At 73.3% G+C, this 20,074-nt stretch carries 20 protein-coding genes and 1 pseudogene; 8 read left to right on the top strand and 13 right to left on the bottom strand.

Going from position 1 to position 20,074, the window contains the following annotated elements:
* Positions 1-11: 11 nt before the first annotated feature.
* Both N4G70_RS14525 and N4G70_RS14520 read right to left on the bottom strand, forming a co-directional pair.
* Positions 12-416: a hypothetical protein gene (locus tag N4G70_RS14525; protein ID WP_261713036.1), complete on the bottom strand. Its 405-nt coding sequence runs from the start codon at positions 414-416 to the stop codon at positions 12-14.
* Positions 416-1,558, bottom strand: a complete 1,143-nt coding sequence (locus N4G70_RS14520) for a molybdopterin-dependent oxidoreductase (RefSeq protein ID WP_261713035.1) — start codon at positions 1,556-1,558, stop codon at positions 416-418. The genes N4G70_RS14525 and N4G70_RS14520 overlap by 1 nt, the downstream gene beginning before the upstream one ends.
* Before the next feature lie 215 nt (positions 1,559-1,773).
* On the opposite strand from N4G70_RS14520, the gene N4G70_RS14515 reads away from it, so the two are divergent.
* The 3 genes from N4G70_RS14515 to N4G70_RS14505 all read left to right on the top strand — a co-directional run bounded on the left by N4G70_RS14515 (position 1,774) and on the right by N4G70_RS14505 (position 4,514).
* On the top strand, positions 1,774-2,163 hold the full coding sequence (locus N4G70_RS14515; protein WP_261713034.1) for a VOC family protein: 390 nt from the start codon (positions 1,774-1,776) through the stop codon (positions 2,161-2,163).
* A gap of 119 nt (positions 2,164-2,282) precedes the next feature.
* Complete coding sequence (locus tag N4G70_RS14510; RefSeq protein ID WP_261713033.1) at positions 2,283-3,704, top strand: glycosyltransferase family 87 protein; 1,422 nt, start codon at positions 2,283-2,285, stop codon at positions 3,702-3,704.
* 3 nt (positions 3,705-3,707) lie between these two features.
* Complete coding sequence (locus N4G70_RS14505; protein ID WP_261713032.1) at positions 3,708-4,514, top strand: helix-turn-helix domain-containing protein; 807 nt, start codon at positions 3,708-3,710, stop codon at positions 4,512-4,514.
* Here the strand turns inward: N4G70_RS14505 and N4G70_RS14500 are convergent.
* The gene (locus N4G70_RS14500; protein WP_261713031.1) at positions 4,504-4,902 is read right to left on the bottom strand and encodes a nuclear transport factor 2 family protein; all 399 of its coding nucleotides are present in this window, start codon (positions 4,900-4,902) and stop codon (positions 4,504-4,506) included. The two genes, N4G70_RS14505 and N4G70_RS14500, sit on opposite strands and share 11 nt — an antisense overlap.
* 232 nt (positions 4,903-5,134) lie before the next feature.
* Here N4G70_RS14500 and N4G70_RS14495 point away from each other — a divergent pair, with 232 nt between their 5' ends.
* The 3 genes from N4G70_RS14495 to N4G70_RS14485 all read left to right on the top strand — a co-directional run bounded on the left by N4G70_RS14495 (position 5,135) and on the right by N4G70_RS14485 (position 7,766).
* Positions 5,135-5,713 carry a histone deacetylase gene (locus N4G70_RS14495; RefSeq protein WP_261713294.1) on the top strand — a complete coding sequence of 193 codons (579 nt, stop codon included), beginning with the start codon at positions 5,135-5,137 and terminating at the stop codon, positions 5,711-5,713.
* A gap of 288 nt (positions 5,714-6,001) precedes the next feature.
* Positions 6,002-6,577: a GNAT family N-acetyltransferase gene (locus tag N4G70_RS14490; RefSeq protein ID WP_315904254.1), complete on the top strand. Its 576-nt coding sequence runs from the start codon at positions 6,002-6,004 to the stop codon at positions 6,575-6,577.
* Positions 6,578-6,761: 184 nt separating this feature from the next.
* Positions 6,762-7,766 (top strand): glycoside hydrolase family 6 protein, encoded by a 1,005-nt coding sequence (locus N4G70_RS14485; protein WP_261713030.1) that lies wholly within the window; start codon positions 6,762-6,764, stop codon positions 7,764-7,766.
* Positions 7,767-7,965: 199 nt separating this feature from the next.
* Here the strand turns inward: N4G70_RS14485 and N4G70_RS14480 are convergent, their stop codons facing one another.
* From N4G70_RS14480 to N4G70_RS14450, 7 genes and pseudogenes are all read right to left on the bottom strand, one after another.
* A complete protein-coding gene (locus N4G70_RS14480; RefSeq protein ID WP_261713029.1) occupies positions 7,966-8,127 on the bottom strand; it encodes a hypothetical protein in 162 nt (53 codons plus the stop codon).
* Positions 8,128-8,187: 60 nt separating this feature from the next.
* The gene (locus tag N4G70_RS14475; protein WP_261713028.1) at positions 8,188-8,532 is read right to left on the bottom strand and encodes a hypothetical protein; all 345 of its coding nucleotides are present in this window, start codon (positions 8,530-8,532) and stop codon (positions 8,188-8,190) included.
* Positions 8,533-8,725: 193 nt separating this feature from the next.
* Positions 8,726-8,920, bottom strand: a complete 195-nt coding sequence (locus N4G70_RS14470) for an antitoxin (RefSeq protein WP_261713027.1) — start codon at positions 8,918-8,920, stop codon at positions 8,726-8,728.
* A 194-nt stretch (positions 8,921-9,114) separates the two neighbouring features.
* On the bottom strand, positions 9,115-10,458 hold the full coding sequence (locus N4G70_RS14465) for a DUF2993 domain-containing protein (protein WP_261713026.1): 1,344 nt from the start codon (positions 10,456-10,458) through the stop codon (positions 9,115-9,117).
* 194 nt (positions 10,459-10,652) lie between these two features.
* Complete coding sequence (locus N4G70_RS14460) at positions 10,653-11,999, bottom strand: amino acid permease (protein ID WP_261713025.1); 1,347 nt, start codon at positions 11,997-11,999, stop codon at positions 10,653-10,655.
* Positions 12,000-12,068: 69 nt separating this feature from the next.
* Positions 12,069-14,143, bottom strand: a pseudogene (locus tag N4G70_RS14455) (phage holin family protein).
* Positions 14,144-14,283: 140 nt separating this feature from the next.
* Complete coding sequence (locus N4G70_RS14450; RefSeq protein ID WP_261713024.1) at positions 14,284-14,688, bottom strand: hypothetical protein; 405 nt, start codon at positions 14,686-14,688, stop codon at positions 14,284-14,286.
* A 188-nt stretch (positions 14,689-14,876) separates the two neighbouring features.
* On the opposite strand from N4G70_RS14450, the gene N4G70_RS14445 reads away from it, so the two are divergent.
* Together N4G70_RS14445 and N4G70_RS14440 are read left to right on the top strand one after the other, a co-directional pair.
* Positions 14,877-15,647 carry an MBL fold metallo-hydrolase gene (locus N4G70_RS14445; protein WP_261713023.1) on the top strand — a complete coding sequence of 257 codons (771 nt, stop codon included), beginning with the start codon at positions 14,877-14,879 and terminating at the stop codon, positions 15,645-15,647.
* Positions 15,648-15,718: 71 nt separating this feature from the next.
* Positions 15,719-16,294 carry a DedA family protein gene (locus tag N4G70_RS14440; protein WP_261713292.1) on the top strand — a complete coding sequence of 192 codons (576 nt, stop codon included), beginning with the start codon at positions 15,719-15,721 and terminating at the stop codon, positions 16,292-16,294.
* Positions 16,295-16,394: 100 nt separating this feature from the next.
* On the opposite strand, the gene N4G70_RS14435 is transcribed toward N4G70_RS14440, so the two are convergent.
* From N4G70_RS14435 to N4G70_RS14425, 3 genes are all read right to left on the bottom strand, one after another.
* Positions 16,395-17,702 carry an MBL fold metallo-hydrolase gene (locus N4G70_RS14435; protein WP_399035424.1) on the bottom strand — a complete coding sequence of 436 codons (1,308 nt, stop codon included), beginning with the start codon at positions 17,700-17,702 and terminating at the stop codon, positions 16,395-16,397.
* 72 nt (positions 17,703-17,774) lie between these two features.
* Positions 17,775-18,992: an aminotransferase class I/II-fold pyridoxal phosphate-dependent enzyme gene (locus tag N4G70_RS14430; protein ID WP_261713021.1), complete on the bottom strand. Its 1,218-nt coding sequence runs from the start codon at positions 18,990-18,992 to the stop codon at positions 17,775-17,777.
* A 106-nt stretch (positions 18,993-19,098) separates the two neighbouring features.
* Complete coding sequence (locus N4G70_RS14425) at positions 19,099-19,809, bottom strand: ANTAR domain-containing response regulator (RefSeq protein ID WP_261713020.1); 711 nt, start codon at positions 19,807-19,809, stop codon at positions 19,099-19,101.
* Positions 19,810-20,074 lie beyond the last annotated feature (265 nt).

Genomic DNA, 20,074 nt, shown 5'->3' with positions numbered 1-20,074 from the left:
CGCGCCGGGGCTCAGCCCTCCGGTACGTCCCTGGCGCGCCCCCTCCCCCGCCACCTGCGCCCGACGCCGAGCAGCAGGGCGAGGACTGCCAGCACCGCGAGGGAGATCAGCAGGCCCTGTACGTAATCGAGCGGCAGGACCGAGGGGTTGTTGGTGGGCAGGGGGCGCAGCAGCAGTGGGAGCGCGATCAGGACGAGGCAGCCGGCGGTCAGCAGGGTGCCGCGCAGCAGGCCGCGGTTGTTCAGGCCGCCGGTCAGCAGCCCCACGGCGACGACCAGCGGCGCGATGATCCCGTCGTGCAGCACGACGGCTCCGGCGAGCCAGATCAGAACGTCCCAGTGAGTGGCCTGGTCCCAGACCAGCAGCCCGCCCAGGGCCATCAGCGCGAGCCCGGCCGCGCCCAGCACGGTACGCATCACAGCACCTCCAGGCGGGTGACCCACTTGGTCTGCAGGACGCCGGGGCGGTTGGGGGCGATGATGCGGGCGGGGTATCCGTGGTCCGCGGTGAGGGTCTGTCCGTTGAGTTTCAGGGCGAGCAGGGTCAGCGGGTCGCGGGCGTACTCGCGGCCCATCACCATCACCCGGTAGGCGCCGTACTGTTCCAGGGAGATCACCCGCACCCCCGCGTCCGGCGGGGCGCCGGCCCGGCGCAGCAGATCGGTGATGCGTACGCCCGTCCAGTGGGCGGACTTGCTCCAGCCCTCGACGCAGGCGATGGGCAGCTCGGATTCGTGCTGGGCGAGTGCGGTCAGCTCGGCGAGGGTGAGGGTGTACGGGCGCGGGCCCGCGACCGTCAACCGGTAGGCATCTGAGTCGACTTGGGTGGTTCCGGCCGCTCGGGCACTGCGGTTGACGGGGAGACCCTGGGCTCCGTGGTCGGGGTGGCGCGGCGCGAGGACGTCGAAGAACTTCAGCGGCGTGAAGGCCTGGCCGACGGTGGTCAGGGTGACCGCGCCGACCGCGGTGGCCACTCCGGTCAGCAGCGAGCGCCGGTCGGGTCCGTCGGCCGCCGACAAGGCCAGGGTGCCGGTCGACTCCTTGGCCCAATGCGCCTTGATCTCCGGGTACTTGACGGCCACGTGCAGCATCAGCGCGCCGGCGAGCAGCCAGGCCACGGCGAAGTGCACCGGCACAAAAGAGAACGGCCAGGGGTACCACTGCACCGTGTTGAGGAGGCCGGTGAACAGTTCGAAGACCGCGCCCGCCACCAGGACCGCGACCGAGAGCCGTTCCAGGGCGTGGCGTACGGAGCGCAGCGGCGGCCAGGCGAACAGCCTGGGGTAGACCGTCCACAACTTGGCGAGCAGCAGCGGGATCGCGGCGATGCCGGACGCCACGTGCAGGCCCTGGCTGAGCCGGTATCCCCAGACGGGCCTGCTGGGAAGCGCGTTCAGCAGCCAGCCGGGCTGGTGCTGGAGGTAGTGGCTGATCAGTCCGGTGCCGAAGCAGACCGCGATCGCGACGCCCAGCCAGCGGCCGATCGAGGTCGCCGTGCGGGCGTCGTGCAGTCTGCCCGTGAAGACGGGCGGCCGCACTGCGGGAAGTCGTGGCTTCATGGCTCCATCCCACCCCGGGCCACCCCCGCCGCGGGGGCTGCGACACCTTACGGTTCCCGAACGCCACGGCGTCGAGGGGGAATGCGATGACGCGAAAAAATACCGTGACACGGCTGCCGGAGCGCGGCTAGGATCTTCGGGCAGCATCGCGTGTCGGTCACCGGCCGGGTGAGACATGGAGGTGTCTGTGAGATGCCTGTTGGAGGCATTCCACCGTGTCAGTACAGTTGAATCACACCATTGTCGGATCCCGCGACAACCGGGTTTCCGCGGAATTCCTGGCGAATATGCTCGGCCTCGAGGTCGGCGCGGAATGGGGACCGTTCATCCCCGTAGTGACCAGCAACGGAGTCACCCTGGACTTCGCGACGGTGCCCGAGAATGTCGAGATCGCGCCCCAGCATTACGCGTTCCTGGTCTCCGAGGACGAGTTCGACGCGGCATTCCGGCGCATTACGGAATTGAAGCTTCCGTTCTTCGCGGATCCCTATCGCAAGCACCCGGACGAGATCAATCACAACGACGGCGGACGCGGCGTGTATTTCCCCGATCCGTCGGGGCACTGGCTTGAACTTCTGACCGTTCCGTACGGCGGCTGGAAGTAACGGCGACGGGTACGAGTCCGCCGCTCGGGCGCCCCCGTACATCCGGGTGAACCTTACGGTTCGCGGACGGCGGGGGCCGCCTGCGCCGCATCGGGGTTCCGAGCTGCGAGGCTCGGCGGGTGACCCATCGACGCACCGTATGCACCGCCGTCCTGCTCGCGGCCCTCACCACCGTGCTCGCCTTCACCGTCCTCAAGGACGGGTTCCGTGCCGACCCGGCCGGCCTGTCGTGGTGGTACGCGGCGGCCTGGCTGCTGTTCGCCCTCGCCGCCTGGTCGGTGAGCAAGGTGCCGGGGCGCCACCGTGCGGCGCTGATCGTGGCGGGCTCCATCGCCATCGCCTCGACCGGGCTGCTCGCTCCCCCGCGCACCAGCACGGACGCCTACCGGTACGCCTGGGACGGGCGGGTGCAGGCCGCGGGGATCTCCCCCTACGACCATGCTCCGGCCGACCGCGAGGTGGCCCCGCTGCGGGACACCTGGCTCTTCCCCACCAACCCCGCCCAGTGCGCGGGCCCCGAGCGGGCCCGGGTCGACGGCGGGTGCACCCGCCTCAACAGGCCGGCGGTGCACACCATTTACCCCCCGGTCGCCGAGGCGTACTACCTGCTGGTGGACGAGATCGCGCCCGGCGGGGCCCGGCTCAAGCCGCTCCAGATCGGCGGCGCCCTGTTCGCGGTGGGCACCACCCTCGTGCTGGTGCGCATCCTGCGGCGGCGCGGCCCGGACGGCACACCGGGGCAGGTGACGGGGGCCGCGTTCTGGGCGTGGTGTCCGGCCGTGCCGCTGGAGGCGGTCAACAACGCCCATATCGATGTCCTGGCCGTCCTGTTGACGGTCGCGGGCCTCGGTGCGCTGACAGGGGGAGGCGGGCCCGCGATCGGGAGGGTTCGCGCCGCCGCGGGCGGGATGCTGATCGGCGCGGGTGTCGCGGTCAAGATGCTGCCCGCGATGGTTCTGCCCGCGGTCCTCAGGCGCCGGCCGGTGATCGTGCTGCTCTCGACGGCCGGGATGGTCGCGCTCTCCTACCTGCCCTACGTCCTCGTCTCCCACTCGTCCGTGTTCGGCTACCTCGGCGGCTACACCGAGGAGGAGGGGTATGACGACCCGTCAGGACAGGGCCGGTTCGCGCTGCTGCGCATGGTGCTGCCCGACGCGTGGGCCTTGCCGGTGGCGCTCGCCGCACTGCTCGGGGTGACGGTGTACGTCCTGCGGCGCGGGCAGGCCGAACGCCCTTGGTCGGGCGCCCTGTTGCTCTTCGGCTGGGCGTTTCTGCTGCTGACCCCCGGCTACTCCTGGTACGCCCTGCTCGTCGTCGCCCTGGTGGCGCTCGACGGGAGGTGGGAGTGGCTCACCGTCGCCGTCGCGGGCGCCTGCGTCTATGTCGCGGCCAAGGCCCTCGGGGACTTCCCCATGGCGAGGACGGCGTACGCGGTCGCGGCGTGCGCGGCCTTGGCGGGCTGGGCGGTCCGGCGCCGGTGGCGCCCGGGGCAGGAAGCGGACCGCGAGGAGGTCCTGTCACAGGGGCGAGTTACTGTCTGAACTATGACAACCGCCGCACTGGAGACGAGAGTCGGGCCGATGCTGCGCGGCTGGCGCGAGCAGCGCCGGCTCAGCCAACTGGAGCTGGCGCTGCGCGCGGACTCCTCGGCGCGGCACATCAGCTTCATCGAGACCGGCAGGTCCCGCCCGAGCGAGGAGATGGTCCTGCGTCTCGCCGAGCACCTGGACGTGCCGGTCCGCGAACGCAACGCGCTGCTCCTGGCCGCCGGTTACGCACCGCACTACGCCCAGACCCCGCTCGACGACCCCGCCATGAACTCCCTGCGCGAGCAGATGGAGCGCCTGCTCACGGCGTACGAGCCGTACCCGGCGCTGATGGTGGACGCGACCTACACGGTGCTCGCCGCCAACCGCGGCATCGAGATGCTTCTGGACGGCGTGGCCGGGCATCTGCTGACGCCGCCGGTCAACGCCATGCGCCTGACCCTGCACCCCGAGGGCCTCGCTCCGCGCATCCGCAATCTGGCGCAGTGGCGCGGCCATCTCCTGGAGCAGATGGAGCGCCAGATCGCCCTGCTGCGCAACGAGGGCCTGCGCGCGTTGTACGAGGAGGTCGCCGCCCACCCCGTGCCGTCCGGCAGCCCGGCTCCACAAACCACGGGCGCCCCTCAGGCGTCTCCCCTGGCGCTGCCGCTGCGCATCGAGGTCGCGGGCACGGTCCTGTCGTTCATATCGACCATCGCCACGTTCAACACGCCGATGGATGTCACCGTCTCCGAGCTGGCCATCGAGACGTTCCTGCCGGCCGACACGGAGACGGCGACGTACCTTCAGTCGCTCATGCCGTAGGCGGTACGCGGTCCAGGAACCCGGCGACGGCGCGGATACGGCCGTCCTCGGCGAGGGTGATCACATCCGACCCGGCGACCGGGGCCGTACCGTCGGCCACCGACACCAGCTCCCATCCGAAGCGGGCGATGTCGTGGTGCCCGTCGACCGCGCCGAGCAACCGGAACGCGAACCCCGGGAACTGGGCCCGCGCTGCGCCGATCACGGCGGCGATGGCGTCGTGCCCGGCCGCCTCCGCGAGCGGGTCGGTGTAGGTGCCGTCCTCGGCCCAGGCGGCGGCGACGGCCTTGGCGATGCCTTCGGCTGAGTCGGCGTTCCAGGCCTCGAAGTAGCGGGCGACAGCGGTCCCATAGCGGTGCCCGGACATGTGAATCAGCCTCCGTGGCATACGTTCTTCCTGGTCAGAAACCCGGGGCCCGGCCGGAGTGCGCCGCCCGGGTCCCGATGTCCTCAACTCTGCCGGGCGGCGGCCCAGCGGTCGATTACCGCCGAGGTAATGCGGCGGCCGGGCCCGCTGATCCGGTGGACGCAGCGGAGGTGTCACGGTGGACAACGTCTCGCCCGCCCCTCGTTCGGACCGGCCCGACGGCCTGGTCTGGTACGCCTCGTACGGCTCCAACATGCATGCCGACCGGCTCGCCCACTACATCCGGGGCGGCCGGCCCCCGGGAGCGGCGCGCACCTACCCGGGGTGCCGTGACCCCCGACTCCCTGCCCGTTCCGTGCCGTTGGAGCTCCCGGGAGCGCTCTACTTCGCCACCCTCTCCCCCGTGTGGCGAGGTGGCCGTGCCTTCTACGACCCGGGTGCGCGGGGACGCGTCCTCGCCCGGGCCCACCTGATCTCGACGGGTCAGTTCGCCGACATCGCGGCGCAGGAGATGTACCGGGATCCCGGAGCGGACCTCGACCTCGGCGAGGTGCTGAGCACGGGCCGGTCCGCGCTGGGCGAGGGGCGGTACGAGACCCTCGTCCGCGCGGGGTGGCTGGAGGGACGGCCGGTGCTCACGTTCACCGCCCCCTGGCGCATGGACGAGGTCGACTGGACCGCCCCCTCGGCCTCCTATCTGCGGCATCTGGCGGAGGGGCTGCTGGAGGCGGGCGCCTGGGACGAGTCGGTGGTGACGGCCTATCTGGCGGCGTGCCCGGGCACGGCGGGCCTGTGGACCGAGCGGGCGGTCGCCCAGCTCCTCGCGGGCTGACCTCCCGCACGGCTCGCGAGCCGACCGAACACCTCAACTCCTTCTCGCCGCACACCTGTTGGGTAGGCCGACGCCCCCCGGGGAAGCAGCGCGGGCACGTCCGTACGCTTGGCTCGGTACGGGAGGCCTCGACGGGTCGGGCTCAAGCACGGGACACGTCGGGCTCGGGGTCGGGCTCGGGAGGCTCCGGCAGGGGCAGGGCTTGACGCCCGGCCATCGGGCCGGGTTCCGAGACGATGCCGACGAGGCCGGGCCCCCAGGAAGACGCGGACGAGGGAGACAACGGGGATGACGGACATGCTGGGCGCGACGGGGACGCTGCGGGTGCCCGCGGCCGGAGCGGCGGGAGGCCTGGTGCTGCGGGCCTGGCGGGCGGACGACGCCGAGACCGTGATCGAGGCTTACGGGGACGCGGACATAGCCCGCTGGACCACGCGCGCGATCGCGGGTCCCGAGGACGCTCAGTGGTGGCTCGACCTGCAGCGGCGCGGCCGCGAGGACGGGACCCGGCTCAGCTACGCCATCTGCGCGGACCAACTCGGGCCGGCGGAAGGCGCGGTGCTGGGAAACATCAGCCTGCGGTGGAGCGAGGACACCGGCCGCGAGGTCGCCGAGGTGGGCTACTGGACGATGGCGCACGCACGCGGTCAAGGGGTGGCCCCGCGCGCTCTGGAAGCGCTCTCGGCATGGGCGTTCGAGGCGTTCGCCCACGACGGGCTGCGCCGTGTCGAGCTGCTCCACCAGATCGACAACCTCGCCTCGTGCCGCGTCGCGGAGAAGGGCGGCTACCGCTTCGAGCGGATCCTGCCCGCCCATCCGCCCTATCCCAGGGACGGCCACCTCCACGTCCGCGAGGCGGGCTGAGCCGCCCGTCCCCGGGGGGCTCGCCCGATCCGAGGAGCCCCTGAGCTCGCGCGCCCCGGCCGTGTGAGCGCGGCCGTTTGCGCGTTCGGGCACGCTCGGCCGTACGGCCCTCCGCTGCGGGCCCGCGCGGCCCTCGGATGCCAAGATCTCCGCAATGGTCCGGTACGGCATCCTTGGGGTACGCATGTCCCGTTGGTCGCGCTCTCGTGTTCGCTGCTGCCTCGCGGTGCTCGCCGCCGCGCTCTCGCTCGGCTTCACCGCCCCGGGGTCCGCGCCCCGGGCCGGCGAACCGTATCCGGGCCCCTACTGGGTGAATCCGGTGGGCCCGGCCGCCCGGCAGGCCGCCGAGTGGCGGGGGGCCGGCCGGGCGGCGGACGCCGAGCTGATCGAGCGCATCTCGCTGCGGCCGCAGGCGGACTGGCCGCGGCCCGAGGACATCGAGCAGTCGGTACGCGCTCTCACCGGTGACGCCGCCCGCGCCGGACGGATGCCGGTCCTCGTCGCGTACAACATTCCCCACCGCGACTGCGGCGGCCTCTCCCAGGGCGGCGCCGAGGACGCGGCCGCCTACCGGACGTGGATCGAGGCGTTCGCGCGCGGCATCGGCGACCGCCCGGCCACGGTGATCGTCGAGCCGGACGCGATCGCCCACCTGGTGAGCGGCTGCCCGGGCGCGCCATCGGCCGAGCGCCTGTCCCTTCTCGCCCATGCGGTGGGCCAGTTGAAGCGCGGACCCGCGACGAAGGTGTACCTCGACACCGGGCACTCGGGCTGGGTCACCGATCAGTCGACGCTCCTGGAGCCGCTGCGGAAGGCGGGGGTGGAGCAGGCCGACGGGTTCTCGCTGAACGTCTCCGCTTTCCAGACGACCGCGTCCAGTGCGGAGTACGGGCACCGGCTCTCCGCCGCGCTGGGCGGCAAGCACTTCGTCATCGACACCAGCCGCAACGGCAACGGCCCCTACACCGGCGGCGAAGAGCCGTGGTGCAACCCGCCCGGCCGCGCCCTCGGCACCCCGCCCACGGCGGCCACCGGGGACGCGCTGATCGACGCCTACCTGTGGGTCAAGCGCCCCGGCGAGTCGGACGGCACCTGCCGGGGCGGCCCACAGGCCGGCCGCTGGTGGCCCGAGTACGCGCTGGGCCTGGCGCGTGCGGCCGGCGGGCCCAGCGCGACCGGCACGGCTTAGCGCGGCGCGGACGTCCGAGAGCGCTCTCACGCACCCGCCCGACCGGCACGGCTTAGCACGGCGCAGGCATCCGAGAGCGCTCTCACGCGCCCACCGACCGGCACGGCATCAGCGCGGCGCGGGCGTCCGAGAGCGCTCTCACGCGCCCACCCCACCGCCCCAAGCCCTCCGGCCCCCGGCCCCGTACCCGTACCCGCCGCTAGCGGTCCGGGTGTTCGGCGGGGTGGGGCCGCCCGGGGCGGTGCTCCTGGTCGTGGGGCGGGGTCGGTGTCTCGTCGGGGGTGGGGGGCCCGGCGGGCTTGATGCGGGCGGCTTCGGCGCGGATCATGGCGTTGAGTGCCGCCAGGGGGTCGATGGGCATGGCTGAACCACCTTGCTGGGTACGTGAGTTGACTGTCCGACCTGGTTCCGTACGGAACGGTCAGCAGCGCAGCACCACACAGCGGACGCCCGTCGCCGTGGCCGGCTGACGGGCGTGGTGGCGGGAGGCGGGGGCGGTCGGCGGCGGGGTCGGCTCCGGTCGCGGGGCGTCGGCCGGCGCGGGGCGGCCGGGACGCGCGAGGCGGCCCGGCTGCACGGGGAGTACCGCGTCGGCGGCGTCCGGCAGGCCCTCACTGGACGGTTCGGGCGCGGGGGCCGCCTCGGCCGTGCCCACCACCGTCCGCCCCTCGCACGCCTGCACGTCGGGCGCCGCCCCGAACAGCGCGCCGAGCACCACCAGCACCACCAGGGTGCGGCGCAGGCAGGCGAGGGAGACGGACGGCACGAGGACAGCTCTGCCCACCGGGGCCGGTGACGTGCGCGGATCCGGGGCAGATCCGCTCTACCGGGTGACTCCTCTTGACGTAGCGGCCGGGACTCGGCAAGCGGGCGGCGCACCACGAGCCGCCCCCTGTCCCGGCCCCTACGGGGGGCCGGCGGGAGGCGGCGTCGTGGTCGGGGCCCCGCCGGGGGCCCGGCTAGCTCTGCGGAGGGGTGTTCTGCGAGCCGTCGGGGCCCAACTGCTCGTTCATCTTCCGCTGGGCCGTGTCGACCTGGCTCTGGTACTTGTTCCCGGTCTTCGCGTCGAAGGCGTCGCCGGCCTTCTCCACGCCCTGCCGCGCCTGGTCTGGGTGGCCCTTCAGCAGGCCCTTGAGCTTGTCGAGCATCGACATATCTGCCTCCTTGCGGATGCTGGCCCTCCCAGCATCGGTGCATTCGCCGGGGTTCGCACCCCCAGACGGCGCCGGCCCCGGGGGCGGGCGGAGGCATGGGGGGCACGGGGTGGCGCCCATGGCCGCCCCCGCGGGCCGTGGCGAGACCCGGGCCCCGCACGTCCCGTAGCTCGGCCCACCGTGTGCCGGGCGGGCTAGCTGCCCTTGCCGACCTTGAGACCCGCGCCGGAGACCGTGGCCACGATGCCGTTCTTCTCGACGCGTACATCCCGCAGACGCAGGTCGTGTGCCTCCTTGGGCAGGGTGAACGAGAAGGAGAGGCGGTCGGACAGCTCCGGGGGGCGCATGGCGAGGAGGCCGGTGATCAGCTTCGGGTCGATGCCGATCTTCGTCAGGAGCCAGGGGTGGTCGGCCACCACGTCGACGAGGTTGACGTGGGTGAGCTGCTCGGCGAAACGGGGCGTGCCGACCAATTGGTGGAGCTTGTCCTCGTCGCGCAGGGCCAACTGGACGTCCTTGTCCGGCACTCCGAGGCGCTTGACCACGGCGGGCACCGCGAGCAGCGCCTTCACCCGGGCGGTGTCGCGGGCGATGAGTTCGGCGCTCTCGCGGTGCAGGGTGAGGCCCCGGTCGCGGCCGGGCCGGTAGGTGGCGATGCCGGGCATGTCCAGGCTCATGCCGTCGATGTCCGTGGACAGTCCCTGGTCGCCGTCGAGGCGTAGCCGGGCGGCCGCGCTGACGCGGAGTTCCTGTCCGGCGATGGTCAGCTTGCCGTCGGCGGCGACCGAGTTGCCGGCCCTGCGGCTGAACTTGACCTGCGAGGCGGCCAGTTCGCGGTTCATGTCGTCGAATGAGAGCGTGATCTCGCCGTTCAGGCTGCCGATCACCGCGCCGCTGATGTCGCTGGGCAGATCGCCCGTCAGCTCGATGTCGTGCGCGCCGGCCCGTACCTTCGCGAGGGAGATGCGATCGGCGGGCACATGCGGCACGGTGACGTCCACGTGTTCCAGGCGCTTGTCCAGGACCTGGGTGAGGAAGGGGAAGCCGTGGATGTCGACCTGGGGCGCGGCCTCCAGACCCAGCTGGGACTGGAGCGCACGCTGTGCCTTCTTCTCCGCGTACATCACCGCGCAACGGTCACCGAGGACCAGGAACCCGGCGCATACGCCGAGGGCGATCAGCAGTTTGGCGGCGCGGGGCACCGCCGCGAGCAGGCTGCCGCGGCGTCGGCGGCCGCGCCGGGTGCGTCGGCCGTTCGGGGCGCGGCGGCGCCGGGGCGGGGAGGCGAAGAAGTCGTCGCCCGGTTCCGCGCGCCGGTGGCCGGGGCGAGGCAGCTCGGGCCCCGGGGCGCCGGCGGTCGGGATGTCCGCCGCTGTCTGTCCGGGTATCGCTTCCGGCAGGGCCCGGGTGCTGGGGCCGGCATCGGGGTCGGTCCAGGGTGCGTCGTCCGGGTGGGGGTCCGGCTCGGGGTCGGCCAGTGCGGCCAGTTCGTCATAGGGATTGCGGTAGCGGGGCTGCATGCGGGTGGGGGTTCGCATCACCTCATCCCACCACACATGATCCACTCGCACGCAACCGCCGCTGCCGCTACGCCCGTTATGCCCGGACCCGTCGCCGTCGGGGCCCGCGCGGGGCACGACGGGGTGGTGAACAACACGTCGACGGGCCCTGGCCCGGAAGGGCCGCGCGCCCACGTTCCGCTCGCGGGCCCCGGGTCGGGGCGGACGAGGTGTCAGTTCGCGGGCCGCGTCTGCCCGGCCTGCTTGCGGGCGGCCATCCACGCGTACACGAGGACGCCCGCGAAGAGGAACAGGACGCCCTGGTAGACGGCCTCGTAACCGGAGCCGGCCACCAGCCACATGGAGAAGCCGAAGGCGAGGACCGCGAGGACCGCGTCGCGCACCAGACGGGAGCGGTGCACGCGCCGCGACTGGCCGGAGGCGAGGAAGTAGATCTGGGCGGCGGTCGACAGGAGGTAGGGGACGGTGGCGGTGAAGGTGGTCACCAGGACCAGGGTCTCGAAGACGCCCTTGGATCCCGCCGTGTAGTTGTAGACCGTGAGGAGCGAGGCGAGGACGGCGGTCACCAGGACGCCGGCCGTCGGAACCCCGCGCCGCTTCGTGCCGAACATCTGCGGGAACAGCCCGTCCTTGGCGGCGGCGTACGGGGTCTGGGCGCTGAGCAGGGTCCAGCCGTTGAGGGCGCCGACCATGGAGACGAGGGCGGCGACGGCGACCGCGGTGCCGCCCCAGGAGCCGCCGAACATGGAGTTCACGGCGTCGGTGAAGGGGGCGGCGGAGGACACCAGCTTGTCGTGCGGGACCGTACCGAAGACGGAGAGCGTTCCCAGGAGGTAGATCAGGGCGGCTCCCAGGGTGCCCAGGATGGTGGCGCGGCCGACGTTGCGGCGCGGATCGCGCACCTCGCCCGCGCTGACGGCGGCGGACTCGACGCCGAGGTAGCTGAAGAGCAGGATCGCGGCGGACGCGGATATCGCGCCGAGCCCGGACTGTCCGCCCGCCTGGAAGGGGCCGAGGTTGGCGGGGTCGAAGAAGAAGAGCCCGCCGACGGCGACCAGGAGCAGCGGGGCGAACTTCAAGACGGTGGACAGGAGTTGGACCGCGCCCACGTACCGGGTGCCCGCGAGGTTGGCGAGGGCGGGGAGCCATTGGAGGAGCAGGGCGGCGGTGATCGTCGCGGCCTTGGACTCGTGTACGGGTATGAGGACGTCGAGGTAGCCGACGGCGGCGACCGCGAGGGCGGCGTTGGAGACCCAGGTGGTGATCCAGTAGGACCAGGCGGCGAGGAATCCCGCGAAGTCGCCGAAGGCCTCGCGGGCGTAGACGTAGGGGCCACCGGTCTGGGGGTGCCGTTGGGCGAGCCGGCCGAAGACGAGGGCGAGGGCGATCGCGCCGGCGGTGAGGACGGCGAACGCGACCAGGCTGATCGTGCCGAACGGGGCGACGGAGGCGGGCAGCAGGAAGATTCCGCCGCCGATGATGTTGCCCATGACCAGCGCGGTGGCGATCGGCAGGCCGAACTGCCGGGCGTGCTTGCTCGGGGTTTCTTGCGTGGTCATGACGGGGTGGCAGGCCTCTCGTACGGGACAAACCTGACCATGGTCGGGTACGGGTGGCACCCCGCCAAATCAACCGGTTTTGTCCTGTGCGGCCCCACCGGCAACCGGAAATGGTCCTTCCGCTTGATACGGCGACGGCGAATTCTCCGGGCCGGCCAGAACCTCCGCACCCACCGGGACCTGCGGCCCCTGCCCCTCGCGCAGCCAGCGCCGCAGGACCTGGTGGACCTGTTCGGCGCCGACGAGCCCCCGCCGTCCGGCACGGGTGCGCTGAGGTCGAGCGGCGAGATCAGGAAGGGGCGGGACTGCTCACCGCCGAGTCCGCCGTGCGAGCCGATCTGCTCCTCGAAGGCGTGGACCTCGCCCGTCGCCGGGTCGTACCGCGAGTTGACCATGATGTCGGCGGTGTGCGGGAAGGTGTCGGTACGGCGCACCGCGTCGGCCGCTCCTGGCCCGAAGCCCTTCAACGGGCCCTCGTCGTCGGCTAGTTGGGCCAGCGGAACCTCTGCGCCGCGCGGCCCGAGCACCACCGCGCCGTGCTCCTCGCTGCGCACCAGGAGGAAGCCGATGCCGGGGTGGTTCGCCAGGGTCGTGAGCAGTGCCGGGTGGCGGCGATCGATGTCCTCGCGCGTCAGGCGGCCTTCGGTGTCGGGGAAGGAGATGAGGCCGAGGTTGCCGGAGGCGAGCACCACCGGGTCGGACGCCGGGCGCGGCCGGCGCTCCTCGCCCTCCTCGACCGGACGGCGCAGGGCGACCCGCACCGCGTACCTGGCCTCCGCGCCACTGCGGGTGCGCCGGGCTCGGCGCGGCACGGGCAGCCCGCAGCCGGCCCGCACGAGGTCTTTCAGGGTCAGTCCGAACGCGCTCTCAAAGGTCTCCCCGGGGCTCTGGCCGTGGTCGGACAGGAGCACGATCCGGTACGGGCGGGGCGCGTGGCGGACGGCGCCGGCGATCAGGGCGAGGGAGCGGTCCAGACGTTTGAGGACCTGATCGGTGTCGCGGCCGCGCGGCCCGGAGTGGTGGGCGACCTCGTCGTAGGCGACGAGGTCGGCGTAGACCGCGCTGCGGCCGGCGAGCAGATCGCCCATGACGGCGGCGACGACCACATCGCGCTCCACGACCGTCGCGAAGGCCCGGATGAAGGGGTACAGACCCCCGCGTGGGACGCGCGGCTGTTCCTTGCGCAGCCGGGCGCGGGTGGACTGGGCGAGCTCGCGGCCCACCTCGGCGACGAACGAGCCCGCGGTGCGCACCGCGTTGGCGGGGTCCAGGAAGTATGCGAAGTATCCGTCGCGGGAGCGGTTGCGGCGACCGCGCCGGGCGGCCGCGGTCAGGACGAGGGCCACCTGTTCGGCGCCGCCGGAGAACAGGTTGCCGCGGCTGGCTCCGTCGAGCGTGAGCAGTCCGCCGTCGCCGGTGCGCTCGACGGCGCGGCGCTGGAGTTCCACGGCCGAGGCGGGCCGGTTGGAGACCATGACCTCGCCGCTGTCCTTCTCGTACCAGCGGAACGCGGGTACGTCGAAGGTGGTGCCGTGCAGGATGCCGAGCTGGCTGGCGCCGGTCTGGCTCGACCAGTCGGTGCGCCACGGGGTGAGGCGGTGGGTGCCCATCAGCCAGGTGGCGACGGTGGGCATCAGGCCGGCGGCGACGGCGTTCCGCAGCACCTGTTCGCCGACCCCGTCGAGCTGGATGAAGACCAGGCCCGGCGGGAGCGGGCCGGCGGCGAGGCCGCGACGGCGTCTGCGGCGGTCGGCGAGCCGGGACAGGCGGCGCCGGTAGGCGTCGTCGTCGCGCACGGCCAGCGCGGTGGAGGTCGCGGACGCCACCGCCGACATGACGGCCGCGACGATGACGGCGGTCTCGGGGTCGGCCGCGCCCTGGCCGGCCGGGATCAGGCGGAGCGCGACCAGGAGCAGCGAGCCGTTGAGGAAGAACACCAGGAGGCCGAGGACCAGCGCGGGCACCAGCAGGAACGCCCGCACCACGAGCGGCCACACCAGCGCACCGAGCAGGCCGAACGCGCCGGCGCCCCAGGCCGCGGTCAGGGCGACGCGGGTGAAGGTGGCGCCGTCGGCGGAGGTCAGCCGGAAGTCGGGCAGCAGGCCGGCGAGCAGCATCATGGTGAGCGTCGAGACGACCCACACCACGGCCACCCGGAGCAGGGCGCTGCCCGTCGTACGCCATCGCCCCACGCCGCCCGCCTCTCGCCTCGCCTGTGCCCTCACCACCCTGCCACAGGGGCCATCGGGGTTCGGGGGCACGTCACGGCCGGGGCTCGCGGAGGTCAGCAGCCGTCGTATCCGGCGGTGGGCATCGACAGGCGGCGGTGGATGTGGGCCTTCTTCGTGGCGTCGTAGGCGGGCTCGTCGAGGCCTGCCGTCTCCAGGCGTACGCCCCGGCGCTCGCACTCGGCCGAGAACTCCGTCACCGATGTCAACGCCCGTGCCAGGACACGGTCGTTGGGCGCGACGAACACGTCGACGAGGCCCGCGTCCACATCCACCCACAGGCCGACGTGGTCAGGACGCAGACCGTAGAACAGCAGCTGTCTGGTGACCACGTACCCGCGTCCGGCCGCCCACCTCTCGCACACCTCGTGCTGGCCGCGGGTGTCCACCAGGAAGGGGTCGAGGCCGAGTTCCTCCAGCGGGGTCAGGCTGGCGATCGCCGCCACACGCACGTCGTCCATACCGTCCCCCTGTACGAGAAGCCCGGGCCGACCCTACTCAGGACGGACAGGGGCGGCCGGGGTAATGGCAGATCTGCCATCCGTCCTGGTGCGGCGACCGGGGCACCGGCACCGGTGCTTTGATCGTGTGCGATCTAGGCTCGTCATCAACCGTCGTCAATCGTGGTCGAGTCAAGGGGAGGATTCTCGTGCCGGTGGAGGTCACCTGGTGGGGTCATGCCACCTGCACGATCGAAGATCGCGGGGTGCGGCTGCTCACGGATCCGCTGTTCGCGCGCCGTCTCGCGCATCTGCGGCGCCGCCGGGGCGCGGCGCCGCCGCCCGAGGCCGCGGTGGCCGACGCGGTGCTCGTCTCGCATCTGCACGCCGACCATCTCCATGTGCCCTCGCTCGCACGCCTCGCGCCGGGCACCCGTCTCGTCGTCCCGGCCGGGGCGGTGCGGTCGGTGCCGGGGCTCGCGAAGATCGGGCTGAATGTCACGCAGGTGCGGGCCGGTGACACCGTCCGGGTCGGGGATGTCGCGGTACGGGTCGTGCCGGCCCGGCACGACGGGCGGCGGCTGCCGCTGGGGCCGCATCGCTCCCCCGCGCTCGGCTATGTCGTCGAGGGCACGGCGCGGACCTACTTCGCCGGCGACACCGGCCTGTTCGAGGACATGGCGGGTGCGGTCGGGCCCGTGGACGTGGCACTGCTCCCGGTCGGGGGCTGGGGCCCGCGCCTGGGCCCGGATCACCTCGACGCGGGCCGCGCTGCCGAGGCGCTGGCCGCCTTGGGAGCGCTCTCAGCGATTCCGGTGCACTACGGCACGTACTGGCCGATCGGCATGGACGGGGTGCGGCCGCATGAATTCCACGCCCCGGGGGAGGAGTTCGTGCGGCACGCCGCCCGGCTCGCCCCGAAGGCGGCGGTGCACCGGCTCGGACACGGCGAGAGCGTGCGTCTGGAGGCGACCCGTTGAGCGCGGCCCGGTTTGTCGAGCTGGCCTTCGCGGTGACGCCCGGAGCGACCCAGCAGGCCGCCGGCTATCCGATGCTCTTCGCGCTGATCGCCCTCGGTTCACTGGTGCCGGTGGTGCCCACGGGGGCGCTGGTGTCGACGGCCGCGGTGGTCGCCTTCCATCAGACCGCCTGGTTCTCGCTGCTGCTGGTGTTCGCGGTGGGCTCGGTGGGAGCGTTCCTCGGCGATGTCGCGCTGTACTGGCTCGGGCGGCGCGGGGTGCGTTCCAAGAACGGTTCGCGGTGGCTCGCCGCCCTGCGGGGCCGGGCCGCGCCGGAGCATCTGGAGCAGGCCCGGCGCAAACTCGACGACCACGGCGTGGTCGTCCTGGTCCTGTCCCGTCTGGTGCCCGCGGGGCGGATCCCGGTGATGCTGGCCTGTCTGCTCGGCGAGATGCCGCTGCGCGCCTTCGTGCGCGGCGACGTCCCGGCCTGCCTCGCCTGGGCCGGCGCGTACGGCCTGATCGGCATACTCGGCGGTTCGCTCTTCGACGAGCCGTGGAAGGGCGTGGCGGTGGCGGTCGCCCTGACCCTCCTGATCAGTGGAGCGCCGGCGGGGTGGCGCAGGGTGCGGCGGGGGCGGGGGCGGGTGGCGCCTGAAGGGGGCTGAGAGCGCTCTCTCGGCTCACGCCTCCGTGCTGAGAGCGCTCTCTCGGCTCACGGCTCCGTGAGGACCCGCGAGGCGTGGGGGCTGAGAGCGCTCTCTCGACTCACGCCTCCGTGAGGACCCGCGAGGCGCCCACCGGCAGGTCCCACAGGTTCTCCCTGGGGTGGCCGGCCCGTTCCCAGGCGGCCCGGACGCGGGTGAGCGGTTCCAGGACCGGTTCGGCGGACAGCACGAACGCCGCCCAGTGCATCGGCGCCATCCGGCGGGCGCCCAGGTCCGAGAAGGCCTGGACGGCTTCCTCCGGGTCGGCGTGCACATCCCGGAGCCACCAGCGCGGCGCGTACGCCCCGATGGGGAGCAGCGCCAGGTCGATGCCCGCGTACCGGCGGCCGATCTCCTTGAACCAGTGGCCGTACCCGGTGTCTCCGGCGAAGTAGAGCGTGCGCCGGCGTTGGTCGCGCAGAATCCAGCCGCCCCACAGCGAGCGGCAGGTGTCGGTGAGCCCGCGTTTGGACCAGTGGTGGGCCGGGACGAAGTCGAAGCGGACGCCCTGGTATTCGGCCGCCTCCCACCAGTCGAGTTCGGTCACGCGGTGGAAGCGGCGGCGACGGAACCAGCGGCCGAGGCCGGCCGGGACGAAGACAGCGGTGTCGCGCGGAAGCCGTTTGAGGGTGGGGGCGTCGAGGTGGTCGTAGTGGTTGTGGCTGATGACCACGGCGTCCACGGGCGGCAGGTCCTCCCAGCGCACGCCCACCGGGGTGATCCGGGGCGGGATGCCGAGGATGCGCCGTGACCAGACGGGGTCGGTCAGGACGGTGAGCCCGCCGATCCGGATGATCCAGCTCGCATGCCCGGCCCAGGTCACGGCCGGGGTGTCGAGGGTGGCCGCGGGCAGCGGCCCCGGCGCGAAGGGAAGGTCGGGGATGGCGCGCAGCCCCTCGGGACTCGGCCGGATCGCCCCTTCGCGGGCGAGCCGGGCCATGGCGCGGACGCCGGGGAGCGGGGCGGTGAGCCGGTCGGCGAAGGACCGGGGCCAGCGCCGCAACTCCCCGAGCGGGCGCGGCTGCGCCCCGGGCTCGGGCTCCGGTTCTGGTTCCGGTCCTGGTCCTGGTCCTGGTCTTGTACCCGATTCCGATTCCGGTCCTGGTCCCGATTCCGGTCCCGGTTCCGGTTCCGGTTCCGGTTCCGGGACGAGGGGAGCGCGTTCAGGCTGCATGGGGTGGGTGGGTCGCACGGGCTGTGTGGGCTCTTCGCCCCGGCCCGTCCGGTCGGCCCGTTGGATCGCATCCATCGAATCCGTCGAGTCCGTCGCATCCGTCGCATCCGTCGAGTCCATCGAATCCACCGGATCCGTCCGACCCATCGGGTCCGTCCGGTCCGTCCAGTCCGTCTGGTCCGTCTGGTCCGTCATCGGGGCAACTCCGTTCCGTGGCGTCGCTCGGGTCGGTGGCTGGGCGGGCGGGCTGCCCTGGTCGGTCACGGGTCAGCGCAGTTCGGCGAGGACAGCGGTGAACCGGTCCAACGCGGCGCGTACATGCGGCAGTTGGAGGGGGTCGGCCGCTTCGAGGGAGTCCAGGCGCTGCTCCTCGGTGGCCCCGAGGAGGGGGCCGGTGGCGAGGCGGACGCGCAGGGCGCCGAGTTCGTCGCCGAAGCGGTGGCCGCCGGGGGTGGGGGTGGCCAGGCGGGACGTGAGGTAGTCCTCCAGGTCCATGGAGTCGGTGACGCCGTGCGTGGCGAGGCGGGTGCGGAACGGGCCGAGGTCCGCGTACAGGTGGCGCCCGGCCTGCGGGACCTTGGCCATGGCGCCCGCATCGAGCACGGCGTGGTGGGCCGCGGCCGCGACCCGGCCGTGCAGGGCCGCCGACCGGCGGGCCCGCTCGACGACGGGGGCCGGTTCGGTGAGGGCGAGCGCGGCGGCCGCGGCCAGGGGGGCGGGGACGACCGCGCCGAGCGCGGCGAGGATGTCCAGGGTGCGGTCCCGGCGCGCGGCGTCGGCCGCCGTGTCGGGGAAACGGGCGACGGCGGCGGACCAGCCGGGCGGGGTGAACGCACCGCCCAGGTCGGCGAGGACGGTGACGTCCTCGGGACACATCTCGGCCGGGCTGATCGGTACCGTCTCGTGCGGTCGGTGCACGGTGTCGCGCCAGGTCTCATCGCTGATGATGTGCAGCCCCTCGGCGACGGCCGCCTCGCAGGCCTCCCGTACCGTCTCGGGCGGGGCCATCGTCGCGGTGGGGTCGTCGGCCACGCACAGCAACAGGATCCGGGGTCTCCCGCCCTCGGCGCGGACGCGGCGGACGGTTTCGAGCAGGGCGTAGGGGTCGGGTACGCCGCCGCACTCGGCCGGGGTCGGCACGTGATAGGCGGGCGTGCCGAGCAGCCGGGCCTGCGGGCCCCACCATGCCGGGCAGGGCCTCGGCATCAGGACGTCGCCGCCGTACGCGCCGAGCAGGGCGATCAGGAGCGGCTGTGCGCCCGGGGCGGCCACGACGCGTTCGGGGGTGGTGGCCAGTCCGCGTCGCTGCCAGTACCCGCGGGCCGCCTCGCACAGTTCGGGGCCGCCGCCGAGCGGCTCGGGCCCGGTCCGCCGGGCGGCGCCCGCGAGTGCGGCGGCGAGTTCGGGGAGCACGGGCAGAGCGGGGCCGGGCGCGGGCGGCCCGTAGCGCACCGGTCCGCGCCCTTCGGCGACCGTCCCCTGCATCGCGTTCCTCCTCGGCCCCGTCCGGCACGAGCCATGCCTCTGAAGCCCTTTATACGGAGGTTTGGCCGACCCTGCCGCTTGTGCGGGCGCCGGGGGGCGGGAGGGGTCAGCCGCCCGGGTTCGCCAGGGCGGAGAGTTCGGATTCCAGGCCGCGGCCCTTGGCGCGTACGACGGCTTCGGCGACGTCGACGAGTTTGCGGTTGGTGCGCTGGGAGACGGTGCGCAGGATGGCGAAGGCCGCCTCCGCCTCGCAGGCCAGGACGTGCATCACGATGCCGCTGGCCTGGTCGATGACCGGCCGTGAGCGCAGGGCCGTCTCCAGGTGTTCGACCTCGGCGAGTGCCGCGCGATAGCGGCGGTCGCGGACCAGGCCCGCGGTGGTCTCGCGGGCCAGGATGCCCACGGGTCCGTGTACGAGGTGTTCGAGCGAGCCGGGCCGGTAGGCGTAGAGGCTGACCGTGACCTCGATTCCGTTCCGGCACAGGGGCAGGGTGACGCAGGACCGTACGCCGGATTCGAGGGCGAGGGCGCGGTAGCCGGGCCAGCGGTCCTCGGTCAACAGGTCCTCGCTGTCCACGGGTTCGCCCGCCTCCAGCGCGCTCGGGATGGGGCCTTCGCCGCAGGCGAGCTGGAGGGAGGCGAGCGGGGCCAGGTCGGGGTGGGTGGCGGCGACTCGGCGTTCGGGCCCGCTGTCGGTGATCGTGGCGACGGCCCCGCAGCAGGCGGGCGCGCAGCGCACGGCCTGTTCGGCGAGCAGGGAGAGGCGCCGAGCGGGGGAGGTCGTCTCGGGTTCTTGGCGTTCGGGCTCCGGCAGCATCACAACAGCCTCCTTCTGCTGCGTCTTCCCGGCCCGGGGTCGCGGAAACGACGGGCGCCCGGTGCCGGCGCGTCCCGGCCCGGGGTCGCGGAAACGACGGGCGCCCGGTGCCGGCGCGTCCCGGCCCGGGGTCGCGGAAACGACGGGCGCCCGGTGCCAGCGCGTCCCGGCCCGGGGTCGCGGAAACGGCGGGCGCCCGGTGCCGGCGCGTCCCGGCCCGGGCAGCCGGGGCGAGGCACTCCCCCGCGCCGCCTCGTTCCGGTCC

It is taken from the genome of Streptomyces sp. ASQP_92 (assembly GCF_025399895.1).
Taxonomy (GTDB): domain Bacteria; phylum Actinomycetota; class Actinomycetes; order Streptomycetales; family Streptomycetaceae; genus Streptomyces.
This window is presented reverse-complemented; position numbering and strand designations above follow the sequence as displayed.

Bases quoted from the DNA above. Each gene is read 5' to 3' on its own strand.
- N4G70_RS14525 (WP_261713036.1), bottom strand. From the start codon at position 416: ATGCGTACCGTGCTGGGCGCGGCCGGGCTCGCGCTGATGGCCCTGGGC.
- N4G70_RS14520 (WP_261713035.1), bottom strand. From the start codon at position 1,558: ATGAAGCCACGACTTCCCGCAGTGCGGCCGCCCGTCTTCACGGGCAGA.
- N4G70_RS14505 (WP_261713032.1), top strand. From the start codon at position 3,708: ATGACAACCGCCGCACTGGAGACGAGAGTCGGGCCGATGCTGCGCGGC.
- N4G70_RS14500 (WP_261713031.1), bottom strand. From the start codon at position 4,902: ATGCCACGGAGGCTGATTCACATGTCCGGGCACCGCTATGGGACCGCT.
- N4G70_RS14495 (WP_261713294.1), top strand. From the start codon at position 5,135: ATGCATGCCGACCGGCTCGCCCACTACATCCGGGGCGGCCGGCCCCCG.
- N4G70_RS14490 (WP_315904254.1), top strand. From the start codon at position 6,002: ATGACGGACATGCTGGGCGCGACGGGGACGCTGCGGGTGCCCGCGGCC.
- N4G70_RS14485 (WP_261713030.1), top strand. From the start codon at position 6,762: ATGTCCCGTTGGTCGCGCTCTCGTGTTCGCTGCTGCCTCGCGGTGCTC.
- N4G70_RS14480 (WP_261713029.1), bottom strand. From the start codon at position 8,127: ATGCCCATCGACCCCCTGGCGGCACTCAACGCCATGATCCGCGCCGAA.
- N4G70_RS14470 (WP_261713027.1), bottom strand. From the start codon at position 8,920: ATGTCGATGCTCGACAAGCTCAAGGGCCTGCTGAAGGGCCACCCAGAC.
- N4G70_RS14465 (WP_261713026.1), bottom strand. From the start codon at position 10,458: ATGCGAACCCCCACCCGCATGCAGCCCCGCTACCGCAATCCCTATGAC.
- N4G70_RS14460 (WP_261713025.1), bottom strand. From the start codon at position 11,999: ATGACCACGCAAGAAACCCCGAGCAAGCACGCCCGGCAGTTCGGCCTG.
- N4G70_RS14450 (WP_261713024.1), bottom strand. From the start codon at position 14,688: ATGGACGACGTGCGTGTGGCGGCGATCGCCAGCCTGACCCCGCTGGAG.
- N4G70_RS14440 (WP_261713292.1), top strand. From the start codon at position 15,719: ATGCTCTTCGCGCTGATCGCCCTCGGTTCACTGGTGCCGGTGGTGCCC.
- N4G70_RS14435 (WP_399035424.1), bottom strand. From the start codon at position 17,702: ATGACGGACCAGACGGACCAGACGGACTGGACGGACCGGACGGACCCG.
- N4G70_RS14430 (WP_261713021.1), bottom strand. From the start codon at position 18,992: ATGCAGGGGACGGTCGCCGAAGGGCGCGGACCGGTGCGCTACGGGCCG.
- N4G70_RS14425 (WP_261713020.1), bottom strand. From the start codon at position 19,809: ATGCTGCCGGAGCCCGAACGCCAAGAACCCGAGACGACCTCCCCCGCT.